17 protein-coding genes are annotated in these 19577 nt (G+C 54.7%); 2 read left to right on the forward strand and 15 right to left on the reverse strand.

Annotated features, from left to right (window positions below; genetic code table 11):
* Positions 1-8 precede the first annotated feature (8 nt).
* Positions 9-1400 (reverse strand): amino acid permease, encoded by a 1392-nt coding sequence (locus BEI65_RS08390; protein ID WP_099062930.1) that lies wholly within the window; start codon positions 1398-1400, stop codon positions 9-11.
* A gap of 246 nt (positions 1401-1646) precedes the next feature.
* A complete protein-coding gene (gene ydgH / locus BEI65_RS08395) occupies positions 1647-2597 on the reverse strand; it encodes a DUF1471 family protein YdgH (protein WP_099062931.1) in 951 nt (316 codons plus the stop codon).
* 539 nt (positions 2598-3136) lie between these two features.
* Here ydgH and pntA point away from each other — a divergent pair.
* Both pntA and pntB read left to right on the forward strand, forming a co-directional pair.
* Positions 3137-4666, forward strand: a complete 1530-nt coding sequence (gene pntA / locus BEI65_RS08400) for a Re/Si-specific NAD(P)(+) transhydrogenase subunit alpha (RefSeq protein ID WP_099062932.1) — start codon at positions 3137-3139, stop codon at positions 4664-4666.
* A gap of 10 nt (positions 4667-4676) precedes the next feature.
* A complete protein-coding gene (gene pntB / locus BEI65_RS08405; RefSeq protein WP_085116973.1) occupies positions 4677-6071 on the forward strand; it encodes a Re/Si-specific NAD(P)(+) transhydrogenase subunit beta in 1395 nt (464 codons plus the stop codon).
* 53 nt (positions 6072-6124) lie between these two features.
* Here the strand turns inward: pntB and uspE are convergent, their stop codons facing one another.
* The 13 genes from uspE to BEI65_RS08470 form a co-directional block, all read right to left on the reverse strand.
* Positions 6125-7087, reverse strand: a complete 963-nt coding sequence (gene uspE / locus BEI65_RS08410) for a universal stress protein UspE (protein ID WP_099062933.1) — start codon at positions 7085-7087, stop codon at positions 6125-6127.
* A 126-nt stretch (positions 7088-7213) separates the two neighbouring features.
* Positions 7214-7978, reverse strand: a complete 765-nt coding sequence (locus BEI65_RS08415) for an FNR family transcription factor (protein WP_012145310.1) — start codon at positions 7976-7978, stop codon at positions 7214-7216.
* A gap of 224 nt (positions 7979-8202) precedes the next feature.
* Entirely contained in the window at positions 8203-8727 is a 525-nt protein-coding gene (ogt, locus tag BEI65_RS08420; RefSeq protein WP_099062934.1) for a methylated-DNA--[protein]-cysteine S-methyltransferase, read from the reverse strand.
* Between the two features lie 259 nt (positions 8728-8986).
* Entirely contained in the window at positions 8987-9277 is a 291-nt protein-coding gene (locus tag BEI65_RS08425; RefSeq protein WP_099062935.1) for a hypothetical protein, read from the reverse strand.
* Between the two features lie 324 nt (positions 9278-9601).
* Entirely contained in the window at positions 9602-10456 is an 855-nt protein-coding gene (locus tag BEI65_RS08430; protein ID WP_099062936.1) for a tagatose bisphosphate family class II aldolase, read from the reverse strand.
* Positions 10457-10465: 9 nt separating this feature from the next.
* On the reverse strand, positions 10466-11632 hold the full coding sequence (locus tag BEI65_RS08435) for an SIS domain-containing protein (RefSeq protein WP_099062937.1): 1167 nt from the start codon (positions 11630-11632) through the stop codon (positions 10466-10468).
* A gap of 26 nt (positions 11633-11658) precedes the next feature.
* Positions 11659-12429, reverse strand: a complete 771-nt coding sequence (gene agaR, locus BEI65_RS08440; protein WP_099062938.1) for a transcriptional repressor AgaR — start codon at positions 12427-12429, stop codon at positions 11659-11661.
* A gap of 332 nt (positions 12430-12761) precedes the next feature.
* On the reverse strand, positions 12762-13670 hold the full coding sequence (locus tag BEI65_RS08445) for an ROK family protein (RefSeq protein WP_099063047.1): 909 nt from the start codon (positions 13668-13670) through the stop codon (positions 12762-12764).
* A gap of 19 nt (positions 13671-13689) precedes the next feature.
* Complete coding sequence (locus BEI65_RS08450) at positions 13690-14973, reverse strand: Gfo/Idh/MocA family protein (RefSeq protein ID WP_099062939.1); 1284 nt, start codon at positions 14971-14973, stop codon at positions 13690-13692.
* Between the two features lie 19 nt (positions 14974-14992).
* Complete coding sequence (locus tag BEI65_RS08455; RefSeq protein WP_099062940.1) at positions 14993-16105, reverse strand: ABC transporter ATP-binding protein; 1113 nt, start codon at positions 16103-16105, stop codon at positions 14993-14995.
* A gap of 22 nt (positions 16106-16127) precedes the next feature.
* Positions 16128-16946 carry a carbohydrate ABC transporter permease gene (locus BEI65_RS08460; protein ID WP_099062941.1) on the reverse strand — a complete coding sequence of 273 codons (819 nt, stop codon included), beginning with the start codon at positions 16944-16946 and terminating at the stop codon, positions 16128-16130.
* A 12-nt stretch (positions 16947-16958) separates the two neighbouring features.
* Positions 16959-17897: a carbohydrate ABC transporter permease gene (locus tag BEI65_RS08465; RefSeq protein WP_099062942.1), complete on the reverse strand. Its 939-nt coding sequence runs from the start codon at positions 17895-17897 to the stop codon at positions 16959-16961.
* A gap of 81 nt (positions 17898-17978) precedes the next feature.
* The gene (locus tag BEI65_RS08470; RefSeq protein WP_099062943.1) at positions 17979-19232 is read right to left on the reverse strand and encodes a sugar ABC transporter substrate-binding protein; all 1254 of its coding nucleotides are present in this window, start codon (positions 19230-19232) and stop codon (positions 17979-17981) included.
* Between the last annotated feature and the right edge of the window lie 345 nt (positions 19233-19577).

Genomic DNA, 19577 nt, shown 5'->3' on the forward strand with positions numbered 1-19577 from the left:
TTCTTCACCTACTGCAGCATAAACCAGCCGGCCGGTACCGTGGCCACCAGCAACAGAAAAATACTGCTTTTCTCCAGTTGATTCAGCAATTTGACGTCATCATGTCCGCTGCGGGCATAGATAAACACCAGCAGCCCCGGCGCATACAGCAGCACCGACATCAGCAAGTGCATCAATCCTGAAGCGTAGAGCAGCCAGATTCCATACAGGCAGGCGCCTGTCGCGGCGAACATCAGCCGTTTGTCCTGACGACGGATCGCCACCTTGAACAGGAAGGCACCGACCAGGAAATAAGGCACCAGGATCATTTCCGAAGCGATAGTCAGCAGAGAATTGTAGTTACTGCCGGTCAGCCAGATCAGCACCAGAGCGAACTGAACCGCAATATTGGTCAGCCATAGCGAAGCCGAGGGCGCGTGGTTCTTGTTCTGCTTGCGGAAAATCTTCGGGAAAGCGCCGTGTTGAGCGGCCAGCAACGGCACTTCGGCGGCCATAATCGTCCAGCTCAGGTAAGCCCCGCAGACCGAAACGATCAGCCCGGCCGCGATAATCACATCACCCCAGGGGCCAATCAGATCGACCATCAGCACCGCCATAGAAGGATTGCGCATCTCGGCCAATTCGCTGCGCGGCACCACGCCCAGTGATAACAATGTCACCAACAGATACACCGCCAATGCGGAGATCACTGCCAGCATGGTGGCACGGCCGACATCCTTCTTATGACGTGCCCGCGCAGAAACCACCACTGCACCTTCCACACCGATAAATACCCACAGGGTAATCAGCATGGTATTTTTTACCTGCTCCCACACCGGTTTACCGAGAGCAACGCCGTGGAAATCCAGCGTGAAGACGTCCATGTTGAACGCCATCGCGGCCAACACGGCAAACATCCCCAGCGGCAACAGCTTGGCCAGGGTCGCGACCAGATTGATGCTGGCGGCGGTTTGCACACCCCGCAGCACCAGCGCATGGACGATCCACAGCAATACGGACTCCGCCAGCAGCGCTTGCCAGGTATTGCCGTCGCCGAGAATGACCTCACCGCCGCGATCGGTGAATAAACTCAGCGCGGCAAACACGATCACCAGGTAAGAGACATTGGCGATCACCGCGCACAGCCAATAGCCCCAGGCAGAACAGAACCCGACCAGCTCGCCAAAACCTTCTTTCGCATAGGTGAATATGCCGCCGTCCAGATCGGGACGCAGGCGGGTAAGCAACAGCATGGCAAAAGCCAGAAACAGGATGCCGACGCCGGTAATCGCCCAACCCAGCAGCAGGGCCGCCGGGCTGGCGACCTGCGCCATGTTTTGTGGCAGGCTGAAAACCCCGGCACCCAGCATTGAGCTCAGCACCAATGCGGTTAACGCGGTAAGACCTAATTTCTTTTCCAATGACGGATCCTGAACGCAGAATAAACAACTGGGAGGGAACTGCTTGGCAGTAACAACGTAATGGCAATTACTGAACGAGTAGACAATAGCCCTAAAAATTGGCGCAAATTCTACGGATGGATGCGGATGGATGCAATGATTAAGTATGCGTAATTTACAAAAAACTATTCAACTGGCAGGGCGCTGCGCGACCCAAAAAAAACGGACAGCTCAATGGCTGCCCGATGGTAAACCGCAAAGTGAAACTTATTTGAACAGGTCAGCGCTGACGGTCAGGTTACCGCCGCTCTTGTTCTGCCACTGGCGGGTCACGTGATAGTACTTGGCGCCTTTCTCGGCAGCACGTTTAGCAACTTCGGTAGAAACGTCGGTCATGCTGTTGAAGTGGCCAGTGAAGGTCACAGAATCAAACGGCACCATCTGCGCAGCAGTCACGTTGTTCACTTCCTGAATCTGGGTACCGTTCGGTAAAGTGACAGTATAACGTTTGCCGGTAGAAGACTGGGTTTCGAAGAAACGGCCCACGTCACGGCTTGGTGAGCCGGAAGAGGCAACACCCGGGATTTCAACCTTGGCAGCAGCAGCGCCACCGGCAGCCAGTGCGGCCTTACCGGCTTCAGAGTCGGCCGGGATGGCATCCGGGCTCTGTACTGCACGTTTAGGGGCATCGGCTTTATAGATATAGGCGGTAATGAATTGGTTGCCGCCCTGATTGGCATCGACCTGACGTACGATAAAGAACGAGGCTGCGCCTTTCTTTTTCGCTTCTTTGGTGATGGCATCGTTGATGTCCGGCTGGCTGCGGTAGAAGCCGCTGACGCTCACCGTGTCGTACGGCTCCAGCAGGAAGGCTTGTTCTTTCGGCAGCTCTGTAACGCCGTTAATCACGCGGTACTTCGGCTCTTTGCTCACTTCCGGCGCATCTTTATGATAAAGATCTGCGGTGACGCGCCAGTTGCCGCCGTTATTGCTGTTATTGCTGTCCTGGATGTAGAAGGAGTCTGCGCCCAGTTTGTCTGCACGGCGGGATACGGCATCAACGGCTTCATTGATGGCATTAAAGCGGCCGGTAATCGTGATGCGATCAAACGGCTTCAGCGCCGCTGCTTTTTCAGGAGTTAACTCTTGTGCCGCCTGAGCAGACAGCGCAGTGAGTGATAACAAGGCTGATGCGATGATCGTGTTCTTCAGCTTCATAAAAAATCCTTTCGCCTAGCGCATTAACGTTGATAACGTGCTGAACTGTTTAGGTGTAATTCAGCCGCCGATTATTACATGTAATCTCGAGCAGTGTCTCAGCATTTTATGTTATCCCATGAGACAAATCCCTTGAACGAGCGTGCCCGTTATTTTGCGCAGAATCGTCATAAGTTTCAATAATAAAGCCTTTGATGTCATAAGTGTTAATTATTCACAATTTTATAACTTTTATGCGTTACTGCCGCGCAACGCCGGAAGTTCTCAACCTGATGGCTGCCACAATATGGCCGTAAAAACGGTATTCCAGCGGGCTTTTTAACTTTAAATTGCGATTTGTCATGTCGTTGCCTGCGTTTTTATGTAAAAACAGACCTGAATGCGTAAGCAATTATGGATCATCGATCATATTTTCAGTAGGTTATAGATGGCGTCTTAATTCGCTGCCGACAAGGTTAACAAAAAGCTTGTCGGCCGGGGCCATCGCTATGGGTAGGAAGATAATAAACATCATCAAAGACAGGTGAGAAGGGAACATTATGCGTATTGGTGTACCAAGAGAACGGTTGGCCAATGAAGCCCGGGTCGCAGCAACGCCGAAAACGGTGGAACAATTGCTGAAGCTGGGCTTTACCGTCGCGATTGAAAGCGGGGCGGGCAAACTGGCAAGTTTTGACGATGGCGCTTATGAAGCCGCTGGGGCAACGATCACCGACACGGCCGATGTTTGGCAGTCGGATCTGATTTTGAAAGTTAACGCACCGCTTGAGGACGAGATCGCGTTAATGCGTGAGGGTAGCACCCTGGTCAGCTTTATCTGGCCGGCGCAAAACCCGGAGCTGATCGCGAAGTTGGCTGAACGTAACGTCACCGCAATGGCTATGGACTCGGTGCCGCGTATTTCACGTGCGCAGTCCATGGATGCACTGAGCTCAATGGCCAACATCGCCGGTTACCGCGCGATTGTTGAGGCCGCACACGAATTCGGCCGCTTCTTCACCGGCCAGATCACCGCCGCGGGCAAGGTTCCACCAGCCAAGGTCATGATCATCGGTGCCGGCGTTGCAGGTCTGGCGGCGATCGGTGCCGCAGGCAGTCTGGGGGCCATTGTTCGCGCCTTCGACACCCGTCCGGAAGTCAAAGAGCAAGTACAGAGCATGGGGGCCGAATTCCTCGAGCTGGATTTTGAGGAAGAAGCGGGCAGCGGCGACGGTTATGCCAAAGTGATGTCCGAAGCCTTCATCAAGGCCGAGATGGCACTGTTTGCCGCTCAGGCGGCCGAGGTCGACATCATTGTCACCACCGCGCTGATCCCGGGTAAACCTGCACCGAAGCTGATCACCAAAGAGATGGTGGCTTCAATGAAGCCCGGCAGCGTGATCGTCGATCTGGCGGCGCAAAACGGCGGTAACTGTGAACTGACCGTCGCCGACCGAGTGACCGTTACCGACAACGGCGTGAAAATCATTGGTTATACCGATCTGCCAAGCCGCCTGCCCACCCAGTCTTCACAGCTTTACGGCACCAACCTGGTTAACCTGCTGAAGCTGCTGTCGAAAGAGAAGAACGGCGAAATCGACGTAGATTTCGAAGACACCGTGATCCGCGGCGTTACCGTAGTACGCAGTGGCGAAGTCACCTGGCCGGCACCACCTATCCAGGTTTCTGCCCAGCCTAAACCGGCGCAGGCCGCCGCCCCCGTTGCCAAACCGGCGGCAAAACCGGTTTCGCCGTGGCTGAAATATGGCCTGATGGCGTTAGCCATCATCCTGTTTGGCTGGCTGGCCAACGCCGCACCGAAAGAGTTCCTGTCTCACTTTACCGTGTTTGCGCTGGCCTGCGTGGTGGGTTACTACGTGGTGTGGAACGTCAGCCATGCATTGCATACCCCGTTGATGTCGGTCACCAATGCGATCTCAGGGATTATCGTGGTCGGTGCGTTATTGCAGATTGGCCATGGCGGCTGGGTGAGTTTCCTCTCCTTTATCGCCGTGCTGATCGCCAGCATCAACATTTTTGGTGGATTCACCGTCACTCAGCGCATGCTGAAGATGTTCCGCAAGAACTAAGGGGTAGCATATGTCTGGAGGATTAGTTACAGCTGCATACATTGTCGCCGCTATCCTGTTTATTTGTAGCCTGGCTGGCTTGTCGCGCCATGAAACGTCAAAACGCGGCAACCTGTTTGGCGTCGCCGGGATGGCAATTGCGCTGATCGCCACCATCCTCGGGCCGGACTCCGGCAACGTGGGCTGGATCATCATCGCGATGATTATCGGGGGTTCCATCGGGGTCTATCTGGCGAAAAAGGTCGAAATGACCGAAATGCCAGAACTGGTGGCGGTGCTGCACAGCTTTGTGGGCCTGGCTGCGGTCCTGGTGGGGTTAAACAGCTACCTGGATCACGGTGCTGCGATGGAACCGGTGATGGAGAATATCCATCTGACCGAAGTGTTCCTCGGTATCTTTATCGGTGCGGTTACCTTCACCGGTTCGATTGTGGCCTTCGGTAAACTGCGCGGCATCATCTCATCCAAACCGCTGGCGCTGCCAAATCGCCACAAAATGAACCTGGCGGCACTGGTGGTCTCCTTCCTGCTGCTGGTGGTGTTTGTTCGTGCCGACAGCGTGGGTTGGCAGGCGGTGGCACTGGTGCTGATGACCGCTATTGCACTGGCGTTTGGCTGGCATCTGGTGGCATCCATCGGCGGTGCTGACATGCCGGTGGTGGTGTCGATGCTCAACTCCTATTCGGGGTGGGCGGCAGCGGCGGCCGGCTTCATGCTGAGCAACGATCTGCTGATCGTGACCGGTGCGTTGGTGGGCTCTTCGGGTGCCATCCTGTCTTACATCATGTGTAAGGCGATGAACCGGTCGTTCATCAGCGTGATCGCCGGCGGGTTTGGTACCGATGGCTCTTCGACCGGTAATGCGGAAGAAATGGGCGAGTATCGCGAAACCACCGCGGAAGAAGTGGCCGAGCAGTTGAAGAACTCCACTTCGGTGATCATCACTCCAGGCTATGGCATGGCGGTGGCGCAGGCGCAGTACCCGGTGGCAGAAATCACCGAGAAACTGCGTGCACGCGGCATCAAGGTGCGCTTTGGTATTCACCCGGTTGCCGGGCGCTTGCCGGGCCACATGAACGTGCTGCTGGCCGAAGCCAGGGTACCCTATGACGTGGTGCTGGAAATGGACGAAATCAATGACGATTTCGCGGACACCGACACCGTGCTGGTGATCGGCGCCAACGATACGGTGAACCCGGCCGCGTTGGAAGATCCACGCAGCCCAATTGCCGGTATGCCGGTGCTGGAAGTGTGGAAAGCGCAAAACGTGATTGCCTTTAAACGTTCGATGAACACCGGTTATGCTGGCGTGCAGAACCCGCTGTTCTTTAAAGAGAACACCCAGATGCTGTTTGGCGATGCCAAAGAGAGTGTGGAAGCGATTCTGCGTGCGTTGCAGGCGTAACGAAAGCCAATAAAAACGGGCCTGTCAGGGCCCGTTTTTTTATGCGCTAAACATCAATCTTCGTCGTCGTGCTCATCGTCCTCATCAGCTTCGATCGGGCAATTGAAGTTTTCCGGCTTAATCACCAGCAGGTCACATTTCAGATGATCGATCACATGTTCTGCCGTGTTGCCAATAAACGCCGCCGAAATGCCGGTACGGCCCAGGGTACCTAGCACCACCACACCTGCCTGCAAGTGCTCGGCCAAATCGGGGATCACCTCTTCCGGCAGACCTTTCTCAACGTGGGTAAATTCTTCTTTAATGCAGAATTTCTGCCTTAACGCCTTCATGGCGATCAGGTGTTGCCCGCGAATGGCATCGTTGTAGACACTGGGGTCAAAATCAGGCAGCTCGATAGCGATATTAATGGGAGTAACGGGGTAGGCGCCGACCAGATGCACTTCGGTTTGGTTGACGTTTTGTGCCAGTTCAACGGTTTCCTGCACCAGCTTGATGTTCAATGGGTCATGGTAGGGTTCTTCGCTGGCCAGATTAACCGCCACCACGGCTTTGCTGCCTTCCTGCCAGGGTTGATCCTTGACCATCCACACCGGGCAAGGGCATTTGCGTAGCAGGTGCCAGTCGGTTGGGGTGAAAATTACGGATTCCAGCCGGTCGTGTTGATGCGCCATTTTCAGCAGCAGATCGTGCTTACCGGCGATCACTTCCTGAATAATCGCCTCATAAGGACGGTTATGCCAGACCACTTTGATTTCTATAGGGACGCCTTCGTCGAGGTAAAAACGGCATTGCTCGTTGATCCACGCGGCACGTTGGCTGATAACACCTTGTCGCATCGCCGTTCTTTCGTCCGGGGAGAGCAAGGTCGTCATCTCGTAAGAGAAGTCGTAAATAGGCAGGAAGGCCTTAATGCGCCCGCCATTTCGTTTTATCAGGTATACCGCCCGGCGTAGTGCCGGCTGGTCGTCCTGATTGGGGTCAATAGCCACCAGAAGATTCTGATACTTCGCCATAGGGCCTCCTTACAGCTGAAATTCAACAGTCTGTTAATTTACAGAGTAACCCAACATTGAAAAACAGAACAGTGGCAGAGATGTGCTGGGTCAATAATTCTGTTGAATTACCAACCCAGCTTAGGATCAGGCGTTTACGGTCACGTTAATCCGTGGCGTACCGGCCAGCACCGACAGGGCGTCGACGTTTTCGATGGTGATGTATTTGCCTTTAACGCTGAGGATTTCGCTTTTCTGGAAGCGGCCCAGCAGGCGGCTGATGGTTTCTACCGTCAGACCAAGGTAGTTGCCGATATCGCCACGGGTCATGGTCAGGCGGAACTCACGGGGTGAGAAACCGCGTTCCGCAAAACGGCGCGACAGGTTATAGACGAAAGCCGCCAGGCGCTCTTCGGCATTTTTCTTCGACAACAGCAGGATCATGTCTTGGTCGCCTTTAATCTCGCCGCTCATCAGACGCATGATTTGCTGGCGCAGGTTTGGCATTTTGCCGGACAGGTCATCCAGGGTTTCGAAGGGGATCTCACACACCATGGAGGTTTCCAGCGCCTGAGCGAAGCTTGGGTGTTTCAGGCCGCCAATAGCGTCAAAGCCAACCAGATCGCCCGCCAGGTGGAAGCCGGTGATCTGCTCATCACCTTGTTCGGTGATGGTGTAACTCTTGATGGTCCCGGAGCGGATAGCGTACAGCGATTTCAGCTCGTCGCCCGCCTTGAACAGGGTCTGGCCCTTCTGGATAGGCTTTTTCCTTTCGATAATGTTGTCGAGCTGGTCCAGCTCATGAGCATTAAGAGTAAAAGGAATACACAGTTGGCTGATACTGCAATCCTGACAATGGATCGCACAACCACCAGACTGGATACGACGAATCACGCGTTTTTCCGGGATCATAGATTACGCTCATTCAATAATTGATATGCGTCAATTTTAACATCTTTTCTTGCAGGTGATAAGGGTAGCATTAATAACAACGGGGGCATTCTGTGCGAAATTTGAGCAAGCATGCCGCAGATTGTTCTGTAGTTGCCTGAAATGTTTTGATTTCCTTGCCACTTACAGCAATACGTAACGCTTTGCGCAGCCGGGGTATCTTGCGATGTCCGGCTGCGGGGGGGTTAAAGCAGTTCGTTTTGCAAATAGCCTTCATGCTTTAACAGCCATTGTTTTCGCTGAACGCCGCCGGCATAACCAGTCAATGCGCCCTGCGAACCGATCACCCGGTGGCAGGGGACCACGATACTGATGGGGTTGGAGCCGTTGGCCATACCTACTGCACGTGAGGCAGTCGGGCGACCGATGCGTTTCGCCAATTCGCCATAGGTAATGATCTCACCGCATGGGATCTGACGCAGTTGCTGCCACACACTACGCTGGAATTCGGTGCCGGCGGTCATCACCGGCAACTGATCAATGACATCCAGCTCACCAGAAAAATAGCGCTGCATGGCATCGGTCAGGCCACCAGGATTGGATTTGTCTACCAGTTGGAAGCGATCGGCACGGTAGTGAGTATTCAGCAGCTTCATCAGGCGTACTTCATGCTCAGTCCAGTCGATGGCGCGTAACCGGTCCTGCTCATCGGCAATCAGCACCAGTTCACCCACTGGCGTCGCCATACGGTCAATAAAAAAAGTTTGCATGTGAACACTCCTCTTGTTTGATGAGCCGATTATTACATGAAATGCGGGGGAGCGATGGCGGATTCCGGACATACAGATGGGCAACCTGAGGTCGCCCATACTGTGAGAATGAATGTGGTGTGTAGATTTATGCCTCAAATGTATAAAATAAATTTATAAATCTTCAATAAGTTTATTTAATTGAATCAAAATTAATACTAAACAAATACCGCAGGTGATTAATAAAAGTAACGTAGGTTATTAATAAAAGTACCGCAGGTTATTTATAGCTTATTGTGATGTTCTTTAGTTTTTCGTTATTATTAATCATTTCGGTTGTCACGTTGGAAACTAGTTCAGGTGATATTTTATTTAATGGGGTGATGATATAGCCATTGCCGTTCGTCGAGGTTTGACCAAAGCAACTGGAGATGATTCCTTCATCTTGATGTTTGATAGTGCAGGCCGGGGAGGTGATTTTACCCGTAAAGCGGATGGTGCCGCCCTGAGCTGCCTGTAAGGTAGCAGGGAGGAGGGCCAGTAACACCAATGCCATGATAGAGTTTTTCATTATTAATTCCTTTTTAAAATGAACTGATAAAATAAGTGATTCCAATTAAATAAAGTTTAAACAGATATGCCTGACTTCATCCGCAAACAAAAACTTTCGATTTTCCTTCTTTAATATCTTATATACTATTCTTAATTTTTAGTGCCGATGGATTTAATAATAGGGTGGGGGGTGGGAAAAACTATGATTTAGATCATGGTGAAGGCGGCTTAATGATTAGCAGGAGAATGTAGCCGGTGTACTGTGAACTCTGTCACGTTAAAAAAATGGTTATGGCCGCAGTTGAATCTGAAACGGCGGCCAGGCTTGGTGCTTTATTCTGAGTTACAGCATGCCGCTGCTGCCGCAGATGCGGATTTTCTCGGCAACCACCTCTTTCATCGCCAGTTTGCCGGGCACGATGTACTTGCGTGGATCGTTGGCGTCCGGGTGCTGGGAGAAATAGCTCTTCACCGCGTCGGCAAAGGCGATTTTCAGCTCGGTCGCCACGTTGACCTTGCAGACCCCCAGTGAAATGGCGCGTTTTACCATGGCTTCAGGAATGCCGGAGGCGCCGTGCAGCACCAGCGGGATATCGACCTGCTCGCGGATCAGCGCCAGACGATCAAAATCCAGTTTGGGTTCGCCATGGTACAACCCGTGGGCGGAACCAATCGCCACGGCCAGCGAATCGATACCGGTCGCGGTGACAAATTCACGCGCGGCGGCCGGGTCAGTAAAGAAGCTGTCGGTAGAATCGACAATCAGGTCGTCCTCCTGCCCACCGAGGCGGCCCAGTTCGGCCTCTACGCTGGCCCCGTAGCGGTGGCACAGCGCCACGGCCTCGGCCACCTTGGCAATATTCTGCGCGAATGGCAGGTGTGAGCCGTCGATCATCACCGAACGAATACCGCTTTTGACCTTGTGTTCGATATCATCCATTTCTTCGTGGTGGTCCAGATGCAGCGCCAACGGCAGATCGTAACGGTGTGCGGCCGCCTGGCAGATGCCAATCAAATAGTCAGTACCGGCATAGCTGAAGGTGCCGGGTGTACCGGCCATGATCACCGGCGAGCGGAGTTCGGCGGCGGTTTCCGCCACCACCTGCACGGTTTCCAGATTATGAACGTTGAACGCCGGTACGGCATACCCCTGGCGCTGCGCTTTCAGCAGCATTTCGCGGTTGGATATCAGGTACATAGAGATTCCTTACGCCACAGATGACGGATAACGGTAAATGGTGACGCCTTTCACTACCCGGTTAACTTCACCGGTCGGGCACGGGTTATCTGGCGTCAGGTCAAGCGCCAGCGAACTTTCAAATGCCAGCATCTGGGTGAATAACAGGTAAGGGAACAGCAGCCAGACGTCATCTTCGGCGTGGTGGAGGTTCAGTATCATGTCGCACAGCGGCTGGGTGCTGCCGGCCAGGCCGACCATCTGCATTGCCAGCCCGTCACGTTGCAGCTCATTCCACAAATCGCGATCGTACTGACGGGCATAGTCGCCGCTGGAGAACATCAGCAGGACCAGGGTCTGGTTATCGACCATAAACTTGGGGCCATGGCGCAGGCCGAGCGGCGAATCGTAGCGGGTGACAATCTGTCCGGCCGTCAGCTCCAGCATCTTCAACGAAGCCTCTTCTGCCAGCCCGGTGAAGCAACTGCCACCCAGCGTGATATAACGCCGGAAACCGCTGGCCGCCAATGCTTTCACCTGAGGCTGCAGGGTTTCACGCAGTTCATTGCAGCGTGCGACCATCGCCGTCAGAGGCCGCTGGGCCTCGGCCAGGGACTGCGGGCCGAGCAATAGCGCGGCAGACAGCATCATGCAGCTAAAGCTGGAGGACATGGCGAAGCTTTGATCGTTGGAGCCCTGTGGCATCACCAATGAACAGACGTTGTCGCGCTGATGGGCATATTGCGCCAATTGGCTGTCCGGGTTGCACACCAGCATCAGGTGATAGCTTTCCGGCAGCAGTTGGTCTGCCAGTTCCACCGTTGCCACGCTCTCCGGGCTGTTGCCGGATCGGGCGAAAGAGACCAGCAGCGTAGGGCGCGTAAGATCGAGGTACTGGTGCGGGTTGGCGACAATATCGGTAGTGCCGTAGGCCACCACGTCACGGCCGGTTTTCTCACGCAGCCAGGGCGCCAACGCGCGGCCGGCGAAGGCAGAGCTGCCCGCGCCGCACAGCACAATCTGCAGGCGAGGGTTAGCCAGCAGCGGGTCAAGGAAAGGCTGCCACAGCGCTTGTTGCTGCTGTAACTGCTGGTGCAGGGCGGCCCATAAATCCGGCTGCTGCCAAATCTCACGTGCGGTATGCAACGCGTGTCGTTGTTCCAGCCAGCCCGCATCGTAAGCAAAATAACCGTTCATGTTGAAAACTCCTTAAAAAACCTCGGTTAACGGTCGGCGATAATCACATCGACCCCTAAATGGTTCAGCGCATTCAGGTAGCTTTCCGGGATGCGGCTGTCGGTGACCAAACGCTGGATTTGGCCGATTTCACGGATCATGCAAAAACTGGTGCGACCGAACTTGCTGGCATCCGCCACGGCGATCACTTCGCGTGCGACGTCGCACATGGCGCGGTTAAGTTGCGCTTCGCCGGGGTTCGGCGTGGTGATGCCGCTTTGCAAATCAAAACCGTCGACGCCGAGAAACAGCTTGTCGAAACGGAACTGGCGCATGTGCTGTTCGGCGGCTGGGCCGTACAGAGACCAGGATTTACGCCGTACGCTGCCGCCGACCACCATCAGATCAACCTGTTCGTTGTTGGCCAGTTCGAAAGCGATATTCAACGCGTTGGTCATCACCACCAGATCTTTTTTACCGACCAACTGCTGCGCCATTTGGCTGGTGGTGGAGCCGGAGTCGAGAATGATGGCGTCGCCGTCGTTGACCAGGGCTGCCGCTGCACAGGCAATGGTGTATTTCACGTCGCGATTGATGCGGCCCTTGTCCTGTAACGGACGATCGAAGGCGAACTGCTTGTTGAGCATTGCGCCGCCGTACGCCCGGACCGCACAGCCGCTTTTTTCCAGTTGACGCAGATCGCTGCGGATAGTGACGCTGGAAACGGCAAACTGGGCACTGAGTTGTTCGACGCGTACCGAGCCTTCGCGACAAAGCTGGTCGATAATTAATTCCCGTCGTTTTAGGGTATTGATCATTAACGCGTGACTCCTGATTTAGCTGTAGCCATACCCGGCCGCGGCGCAATGCGTCGCAGTTAATCTGGCAGGAGTGCTTTCAGTTGTTCGTGGCGAATTACAGCAAACGAAACAGTGAAATGCAACCGGTTATTTTATAAAAAACTATATGTATCAATTGTTTATATGGAAACTTCCTTTCGGTTCGCCCTCAACCGAAAGCTGCCGGGAAATAAAGTGAAAAGCCGTAATCCGTTATTTATCAGGCGGCAACTTACCGCCCGGGTTAATTTGCCGAAAGCAGGATGAAAGCTGTGCCATTGATTTTTTCCTGACGGCCTTTTCACTCTTTTTTATTGCCAGCTTTGGCGTAATAATGCGGCGCCGCGTACGCCGCTGCTGTCGCCGTGCACCGGTGGGTAGACTGCCGCCGGTTCGGTACCGGGCAACAACCAATGGCTCATGGCTGGCGGCAGCAGGGAGTACAACTCGCCAACGTTGGACAGTCCGCCGCCGAGCACGAAGGCGTCCACGTCCAGCAGCAGTTGCAGGCCGGCCAGTGCGCTGGCCAGAATATCGACGTACATGGCCATCAACCGCCGTGCCAGAGGGTCTCCCTGTCGAAAACTGGCGATTAACGCCGGGACGTTATCCGCCGGATGACCGAAATGGCGGCTCAACGCCAACAGACCACTGCCGGAAACATAGCGCTCAAAGCAGCCGGTTAGCCCACAGTTGCAGGTGAACAGCGGTAAGTCGTAGCGTTGTGCCAATTGGGCGGAGATAGGGGTGTGCCCCCATTCCCCGGCCAGCCCGTTGCGTCCTTTATGCAACTGTTTGTTCATCACCAATCCACCCCCAGCCCCGGTGCCGATAATGGCGCCAAACACCAGCGCCAGATGGTCGGTTTGCGGCGTACTGGCTTCGGAAAGGGCAAAGCAGCGGCAGTCGTTTTCAATTTCAACCGGTCTTGCCAAGGCTTGCGCCAGGTCGTCCGCCAGACAGTGGCCGGTCAGGCAGGGCACATTCACCGCCAGTTGTCGGCGGCTGCGCGGATCGGTCACGCCCGGTAAACCGATGCCGATGCTGCCCTGGGTGTGCAACTCTCTATCGGCCTGCTCGACCAATTGATGGATGCAGGACAAAAATTCGCGGTAATCGCCGGTGGGGGTGCCGATCCGCTGGCACAGCACCTGCCTGAGCTGCCGGTCGTAGGCCGCCATTTCGATCTTGGTACCACCGATGTCGAAACCGTAGCGTATCTGGGATATTTCCACGTATTCAGGCTCCGCTCAGGGTGACAACGGCGGATTCACGGCGCGCGCGCTCCGCCGCAAACACCATCAGATGACTTTCCAGCGTTTCTGCCGGACCGGACAGTATCTGGGAAGGATCGTTGGTACGGATCGCGTCGATAAAATGCTGCATCAGGTAGTAATCGCCACCGCCGTGGCCGGCCATGGCGTGCAGATCTTCGGCTTCATCGACGTCGTAGACCTTTTCACTGTCGTCGACGAAAGAGGTGATACGGATGTAACGTCCGTCACCTTCGAGACAACCGTGGCTACCAAAAATACGGGTTTGGCGATCTTCCAGTCGGGTAAAGGCGGTCATGGTGAAGGAGGCGGTACGGCCACCGGTAAACTGCATATTGACCACCTGATGGTCGACCACGTTATTGTCGCAGCGGTAGACGCAACGACCATACTGACCGTCGCGCAGTGCCGCCTGCAGATGCGGCTGATCGACCTCGGGTGTTAATACCCGCAGAAAACCCGGCGTTGCCTTGTGGTTGTCACCCAGATAAATGCGTTTTGCGGAGTAAGGGCAGCTGGCTTCCACCGCGCAGTCCAGGCAGTTGTCCGCCGCACCGGCCGGTTGGTTTTCCTGGCGGAAGTGGCGCAGGCCGCCGAAGGAACTGATCTGCTCACAGGGCAATTCCATGATGTAGCGGATCCAGTCGATGTCGTGGCAGGACTTCTGCAGCAACATAAAGGCCGCCTCACCGTCGTTGCGCCAGTTGCCGCGCACGAAGGAATGGGCCTGATGCCAGTAACCCACCGGCTCCAGGTGCTGCAGGCTGACGATGTCGCCAATCACGTTATCGCGCAGCAGTTGTTTCAGCTTTTGGGTATAGCGCGTATAGCGCAGCACGTGGCCGACCGAGAAAATCAGCTTCTGGCGCACCACTTCCTCGACGATAGTGCGGCATTCACTGGCATCCGGCGACAGCGGTTTTTCCAGCAGCATGGCGTAACCCTGTTTGGCAAAGGCCAGCGCCGGTTCGAGGTGCAAAGTATCCTGAGTGCAAATCAGCACCGCATCGGCCAATTTGCCGGCGTCCGCGGCCTGCTGCCAGTCGGTGAACACCTTGTCCGCCGCTATGGCATGTTGTTCGACAAACTGCCGGCGGTAGACATCTCGCGGTTCTGCCACGGCCACCACCTGCATTAAATCCGGGTGCGCCAACGCATAGCGCGAGTAAATTTCCCCGCGTGCCCCGGCACCAATCACCAGCACCCGAACCGGGCGACCGGCATAACCATGTTGTTGAGCTGACGACATTGCACATTCTCCGATCTAGTTATTTGAGGTTTTGGCCGCTGATTTCGTCAAACAGGTGCGCGCGGGACAGATCGAAAGCCAGGTGGATCTGTTCCCCCAGACGTGGTTCCCAGTCAGGCTGTGACGCCATGCGCAACACAAAGCGCAACCCGGCCAGTTCGCAGTGCAGTAACTCTTCATTGCCCATCCGTTCGATGGTGACAATCTTCGCCGGGAAGCAATTGCTGCTACCGGGTGCACACAGCCGCAGGCACTCCGGGCGAATGCCGAGGCACACACGCGCATGGGGGTAATTTGCCAACTGCTGTTGCAGCACCGCCGGCAGTTCGAGAGGGTGCTGATTGCCGATACGCAGCCCGATGCCCTGCGCGCTGCGGGTAATCGCCATATCGTGCAGGTTCATCGAAGGGCTGCCGATAAACTCGGCGACAAAGCGGTTAGCGGGCTGGTGGTAAAGGTTGATCGGCTTATCCACCTGCATAATGGCCCCTCGGTTCATCACGCAGATGCGATCCCCCATGGTCATCGCTTCTACCTGATCGTGGGTGACATACACCATGGTGGCGGCGACACCTTCCTGTTTCAGTTGGTTATGCAGTTCGATCAGCTGTACGCGCATCGTGACCCGCAGCTTGGCATCCAGATTGGACAACGGCTCATCGAACAAAAACACCTTGGGTTTACGCACGATGGCACGGCCGACCGCCACGCGCTGACACTGGCCGCCGGATAACTGACCCGGCTTACGTTGTAGCAGATTAGTGATCTCCAGCTTTTCGGCGGCATCACGCACCCGGCGGTCGATCTCGGCCTTGCTTTCCTTGCCTATCAGGCCAAACGCCATGTTTTTGTAGACCGTCATATGCGGATACAGCGCGTAGTTCTGGAACACCATGGCGATGCCGCGATCTTTGGGCATGGTGTCGTTGACGCAGCGATCGTGGATCATGATCTGACCCTCACTAACGCTCTCCAGCCCGGCTATCATCCGCAGCAGGGTGGATTTGGCGCAGCCGGAGGGCCCGACAAACACCATAAACTCGCCGTCTTTAATGTCCAGATCGACACCCTGTAACGCATTGAATCCGTTGGGGTAGACCTTCTTCACATTGTTTAACTGTATACCGGCCATGTTTTTTACCTTGTGTTCGCAGTTAGCCTTTTACCCCAGCGCTGGCGATGCCCTGGATGAAGTAGCGTTGGAAAAGAATGAACAGCATCAGCATCGGGATCACCGCCATCAGCGCACCGGCCATCAGCAGTGGGTATTCCACCCCGGCGCGGCTGGACAGCGACGCCAGCCCGACCGGCAGCGTCAGTTTCTCGGTGGTGGTGTTGACGATCAGTGGCCACATCAAGTTGTTCCAGCTCCACAGGCCATTGATGATGATGCAGGCGATAATGCCGGGGCGGATCAGCGGCAGCATGATGCGCCAGAAGATAGCGAAGTAGCTGTAACCGTCGATCAGCGCCGCTTCCTCCATCTCTTTTGGCACCGCCAGGAAGAACTGGCGCAGCAGGAAGGTAGCGTAAATGCTGAAAATACCCGGCAGCACCAGCCCGGTGATGCTGTTTACCAGCCCCAGTTTCTGTACCACCAGGAACTGCGGGATCAGAAAGGCCTGACCCGGCACCATCAGGATCGAAATACACACCAGGAATACCGCATCACGGCCGCGAAAGTGCAGGCGTGAGAAGCCGTAGGCGGCCATGGTGGCGATCACCATCTGCAGCGTGACGGTGAAAAAGGTCGCCAGCAGCGAGTTCACATAGAAGTCGGTGAAGGGGATTTCGCGCATAACCTTGCCATAGGCCTGCAGGCTCGGGCGCGCCGGTAACAGTGTCAGTGGGATCTGGATACTCTCGGCCTGAGTTTTCAGCGAGGTCACCAGCATCCAGATAAAGGGCACCACCGAGGCCAGCGCCGCCAGAACCATAAACAGATACACCAGCGTTTTTTTACTTATGCTCATCGTCATGGCTCCTCAGCTGACTTTCAGGCGTTTGCCAATCACCATTTGAATCAGGGTGATCAACAGGGTGACGGCGAACAGCACCACGGTGATGGCGGAGGCGTAACCTTTCTCCTGCAGATAAAAGGCGTATTTGTAGAACAGGTTGGTCACGGTCATCACGTCGCTTTCCACCAACGCGCGGTCAAACATCAGGAACACCACGTCAAAGACTTGCAGGATCTCGATAAAACTCATCACCGAGACGAAGAACAGCGTGGGCACCATCATCGGCAGGGTAATGCAGAAGAAGCGGCGCAGGGTGCTGATACCGTCGATGTCGGCGGCCTCATACAGTTGGCGTGGAATGCTTTGCAACCCGGCCAGCAAAATGATGATTTTCAGTGCCAGCGACGACCAGATAATGATGATGGAAACGCTGATGCGCACCACGTCCGGATCGGACAGCCAGGCCACCGGCGAAATACCCAGCAGGCCCGTCGCCTGGTTGATCAGGCCGAAGTCCTTGTTGAACAGCCATTGCCAGACCATTGCCACTGCGGCAGGCATGGTGACCGCCGGCAGGAACAAGAGGGTGCGTAACAACGCCTTGCCGCGGATGTTCTGGTTCAGGCCAATCGCCAGCAGCAGTGACAGGCTCAGGCTGATCGGCACGCACACCACCACATAGAACAAGGTGTTGGCGGCGGCGATGTAAAAGTCGTCGTCTTCAAACAGATTGACGTAGTTATCGACGCTGAGGGTGCTCCAGCGCATAAACTGGTTGAGGTCGGTAAAGCTGTAAAAGATGTTCTGTAAAAAGGGGACCAGGTAAAACACCGTCAAGCCAATCAGCAACGGCAAGATCATCACCCAGCCCCAGAAGCGCTCGGCACGCTCCAGGCGGCTGAGTGCCGGTCGTGGGGTACTTTTTTGTTGTTTTAGGGCACCGTAGCTTTCTGCCAGCGACATGTTGCCTTTCCTCACCTGTAACTGCTCTGCGGTATTCCGCGGCCGGTGCGCCTTCGGGCAGGCGCCACCGGCACGGGGTGATTACTGCTCCATCACGCGTTCAATCTTCTTAACCGACTTGTCCATTTCAGGTTTGGCTTCCGCGCCCATAAAGATTTTCTTCAGGCTGGCGATCCACATGTTCTGCCATTTCGGCGTGTTGGTCCCGGCAGTTGGGTAAGCTTCGGTGACGTTGAGGGTTTCAATGTAAGGCGTCACATCGACCTTGGTGATCGCCGCCGCCCAGGCTTTGGCCGCCAGTTTGTTGGCCGGGATCACCGCTTTCGCCAACTCAGTCTGTGAGGCTTCGGAACTCATAAACTCAATGTATTTCCAGGCTTCCTGCTTGTGCGCGCTGTTGGCGGACATGGCAAACGCCAGGCTGTGCGCCACGCCAGACTGGCGCTCGATTTTCGGCATCATCACCACGCCAATATGATCGTTAATCAGCGGATTGTTGGCGAAGGGGGCCGCCAGCCAGGAACCGGCATACACCATCGCCGCACGGTTGGACTGGAAGATGTTTTCGGTTTTGACTTCGCTCATCTGTTGGGCGCTGGGCATCAATCCGTCTTTCATCATGGATTGCAGCTGTTGATAGACCCAGATCGACTTGTCGTTGGCAATGTCGGTCGGCTGGCCGTCTTTTGGCACAATGTGGTTGCCGTTCTGGAACAGCAGGTTCATATAGCTGTCCTGGCCGTCGATACTCAGATCCATGACCAGTGGGAAGGCGCTGCCTTTCAAGCCGGTTTTCAGTGCGGTCGCTTTGCTCTTCAGGTCATCCCAGCTCCAGTCGTTGGTGGGGTAGCTGACACCGGCCTGATCGAACAGTTTTTTGTTGTACCACACCGCGATCGAGTCAACATCGCGGGGAATGGCCATCTGCTGGCCGTCATACTGATAGGCTTTAACCGAACTGGCGACGATATTATTCAATTGCACGCTGCTGCCGGTAATATAGGGTGTTAAGGGTTGCATGATGCCATTCTTGGCGTATTGCACAAAATAAGGCATGTTTATCCAGAATATATCTGGTGCGACGCCACCGGCAGCAGCGGAATCTAATTTGACAAAGTACTGCGCCGAGGGGGTTAATTCTATAGCGATTTTAATATTAGGGTTTTCTTTTTCAAATCGCTTGGCAATCTCTTGCTCGGCAGGTAATTGGTTTCTGTCCCATACGGCGTAGCGCAAAGTTATTTGATCGGCGGCATATAACATGGTTGGCAATAATAATGCAGCCGCAATGGCAGAGTGTGCCAGAAGACGACCGGTATTTTTTATCGGTGACATTGCTTTCCCCTTGGTGAACGACGAATCAATATTTTCGTAATGTGAATTCTTTCTATCCCTTAACTTTCAATGTGTCAATACACCCCGATCTGCCCAAAAATGGGGCGTTAATGTTTCGTTGTTGTTAAAACCGAAAGGGTTGCAGGCTAAACCGAAAGCGTTATTTGTTCACAATTCGTTAACCTTTCCGGCCGGTTTTAGCCCTGCCGCGCAGCAATTATGGGCTGCTGGCGTCATAGGAATAAGTGATAACCCTTGCACCATAATGGGGATTAAAAACATTTTTATTGTGCATGCCGGGTTATCTTTCATTTTTGTGATGCAAATAAACAAAAAAATCGTATA

Origin of the sequence: Serratia sp. BW106 (assembly GCF_002607755.1) — a bacterium.
GTDB classification, from domain to species: domain Bacteria; phylum Pseudomonadota; class Gammaproteobacteria; order Enterobacterales; family Enterobacteriaceae; genus Serratia; species Serratia proteamaculans.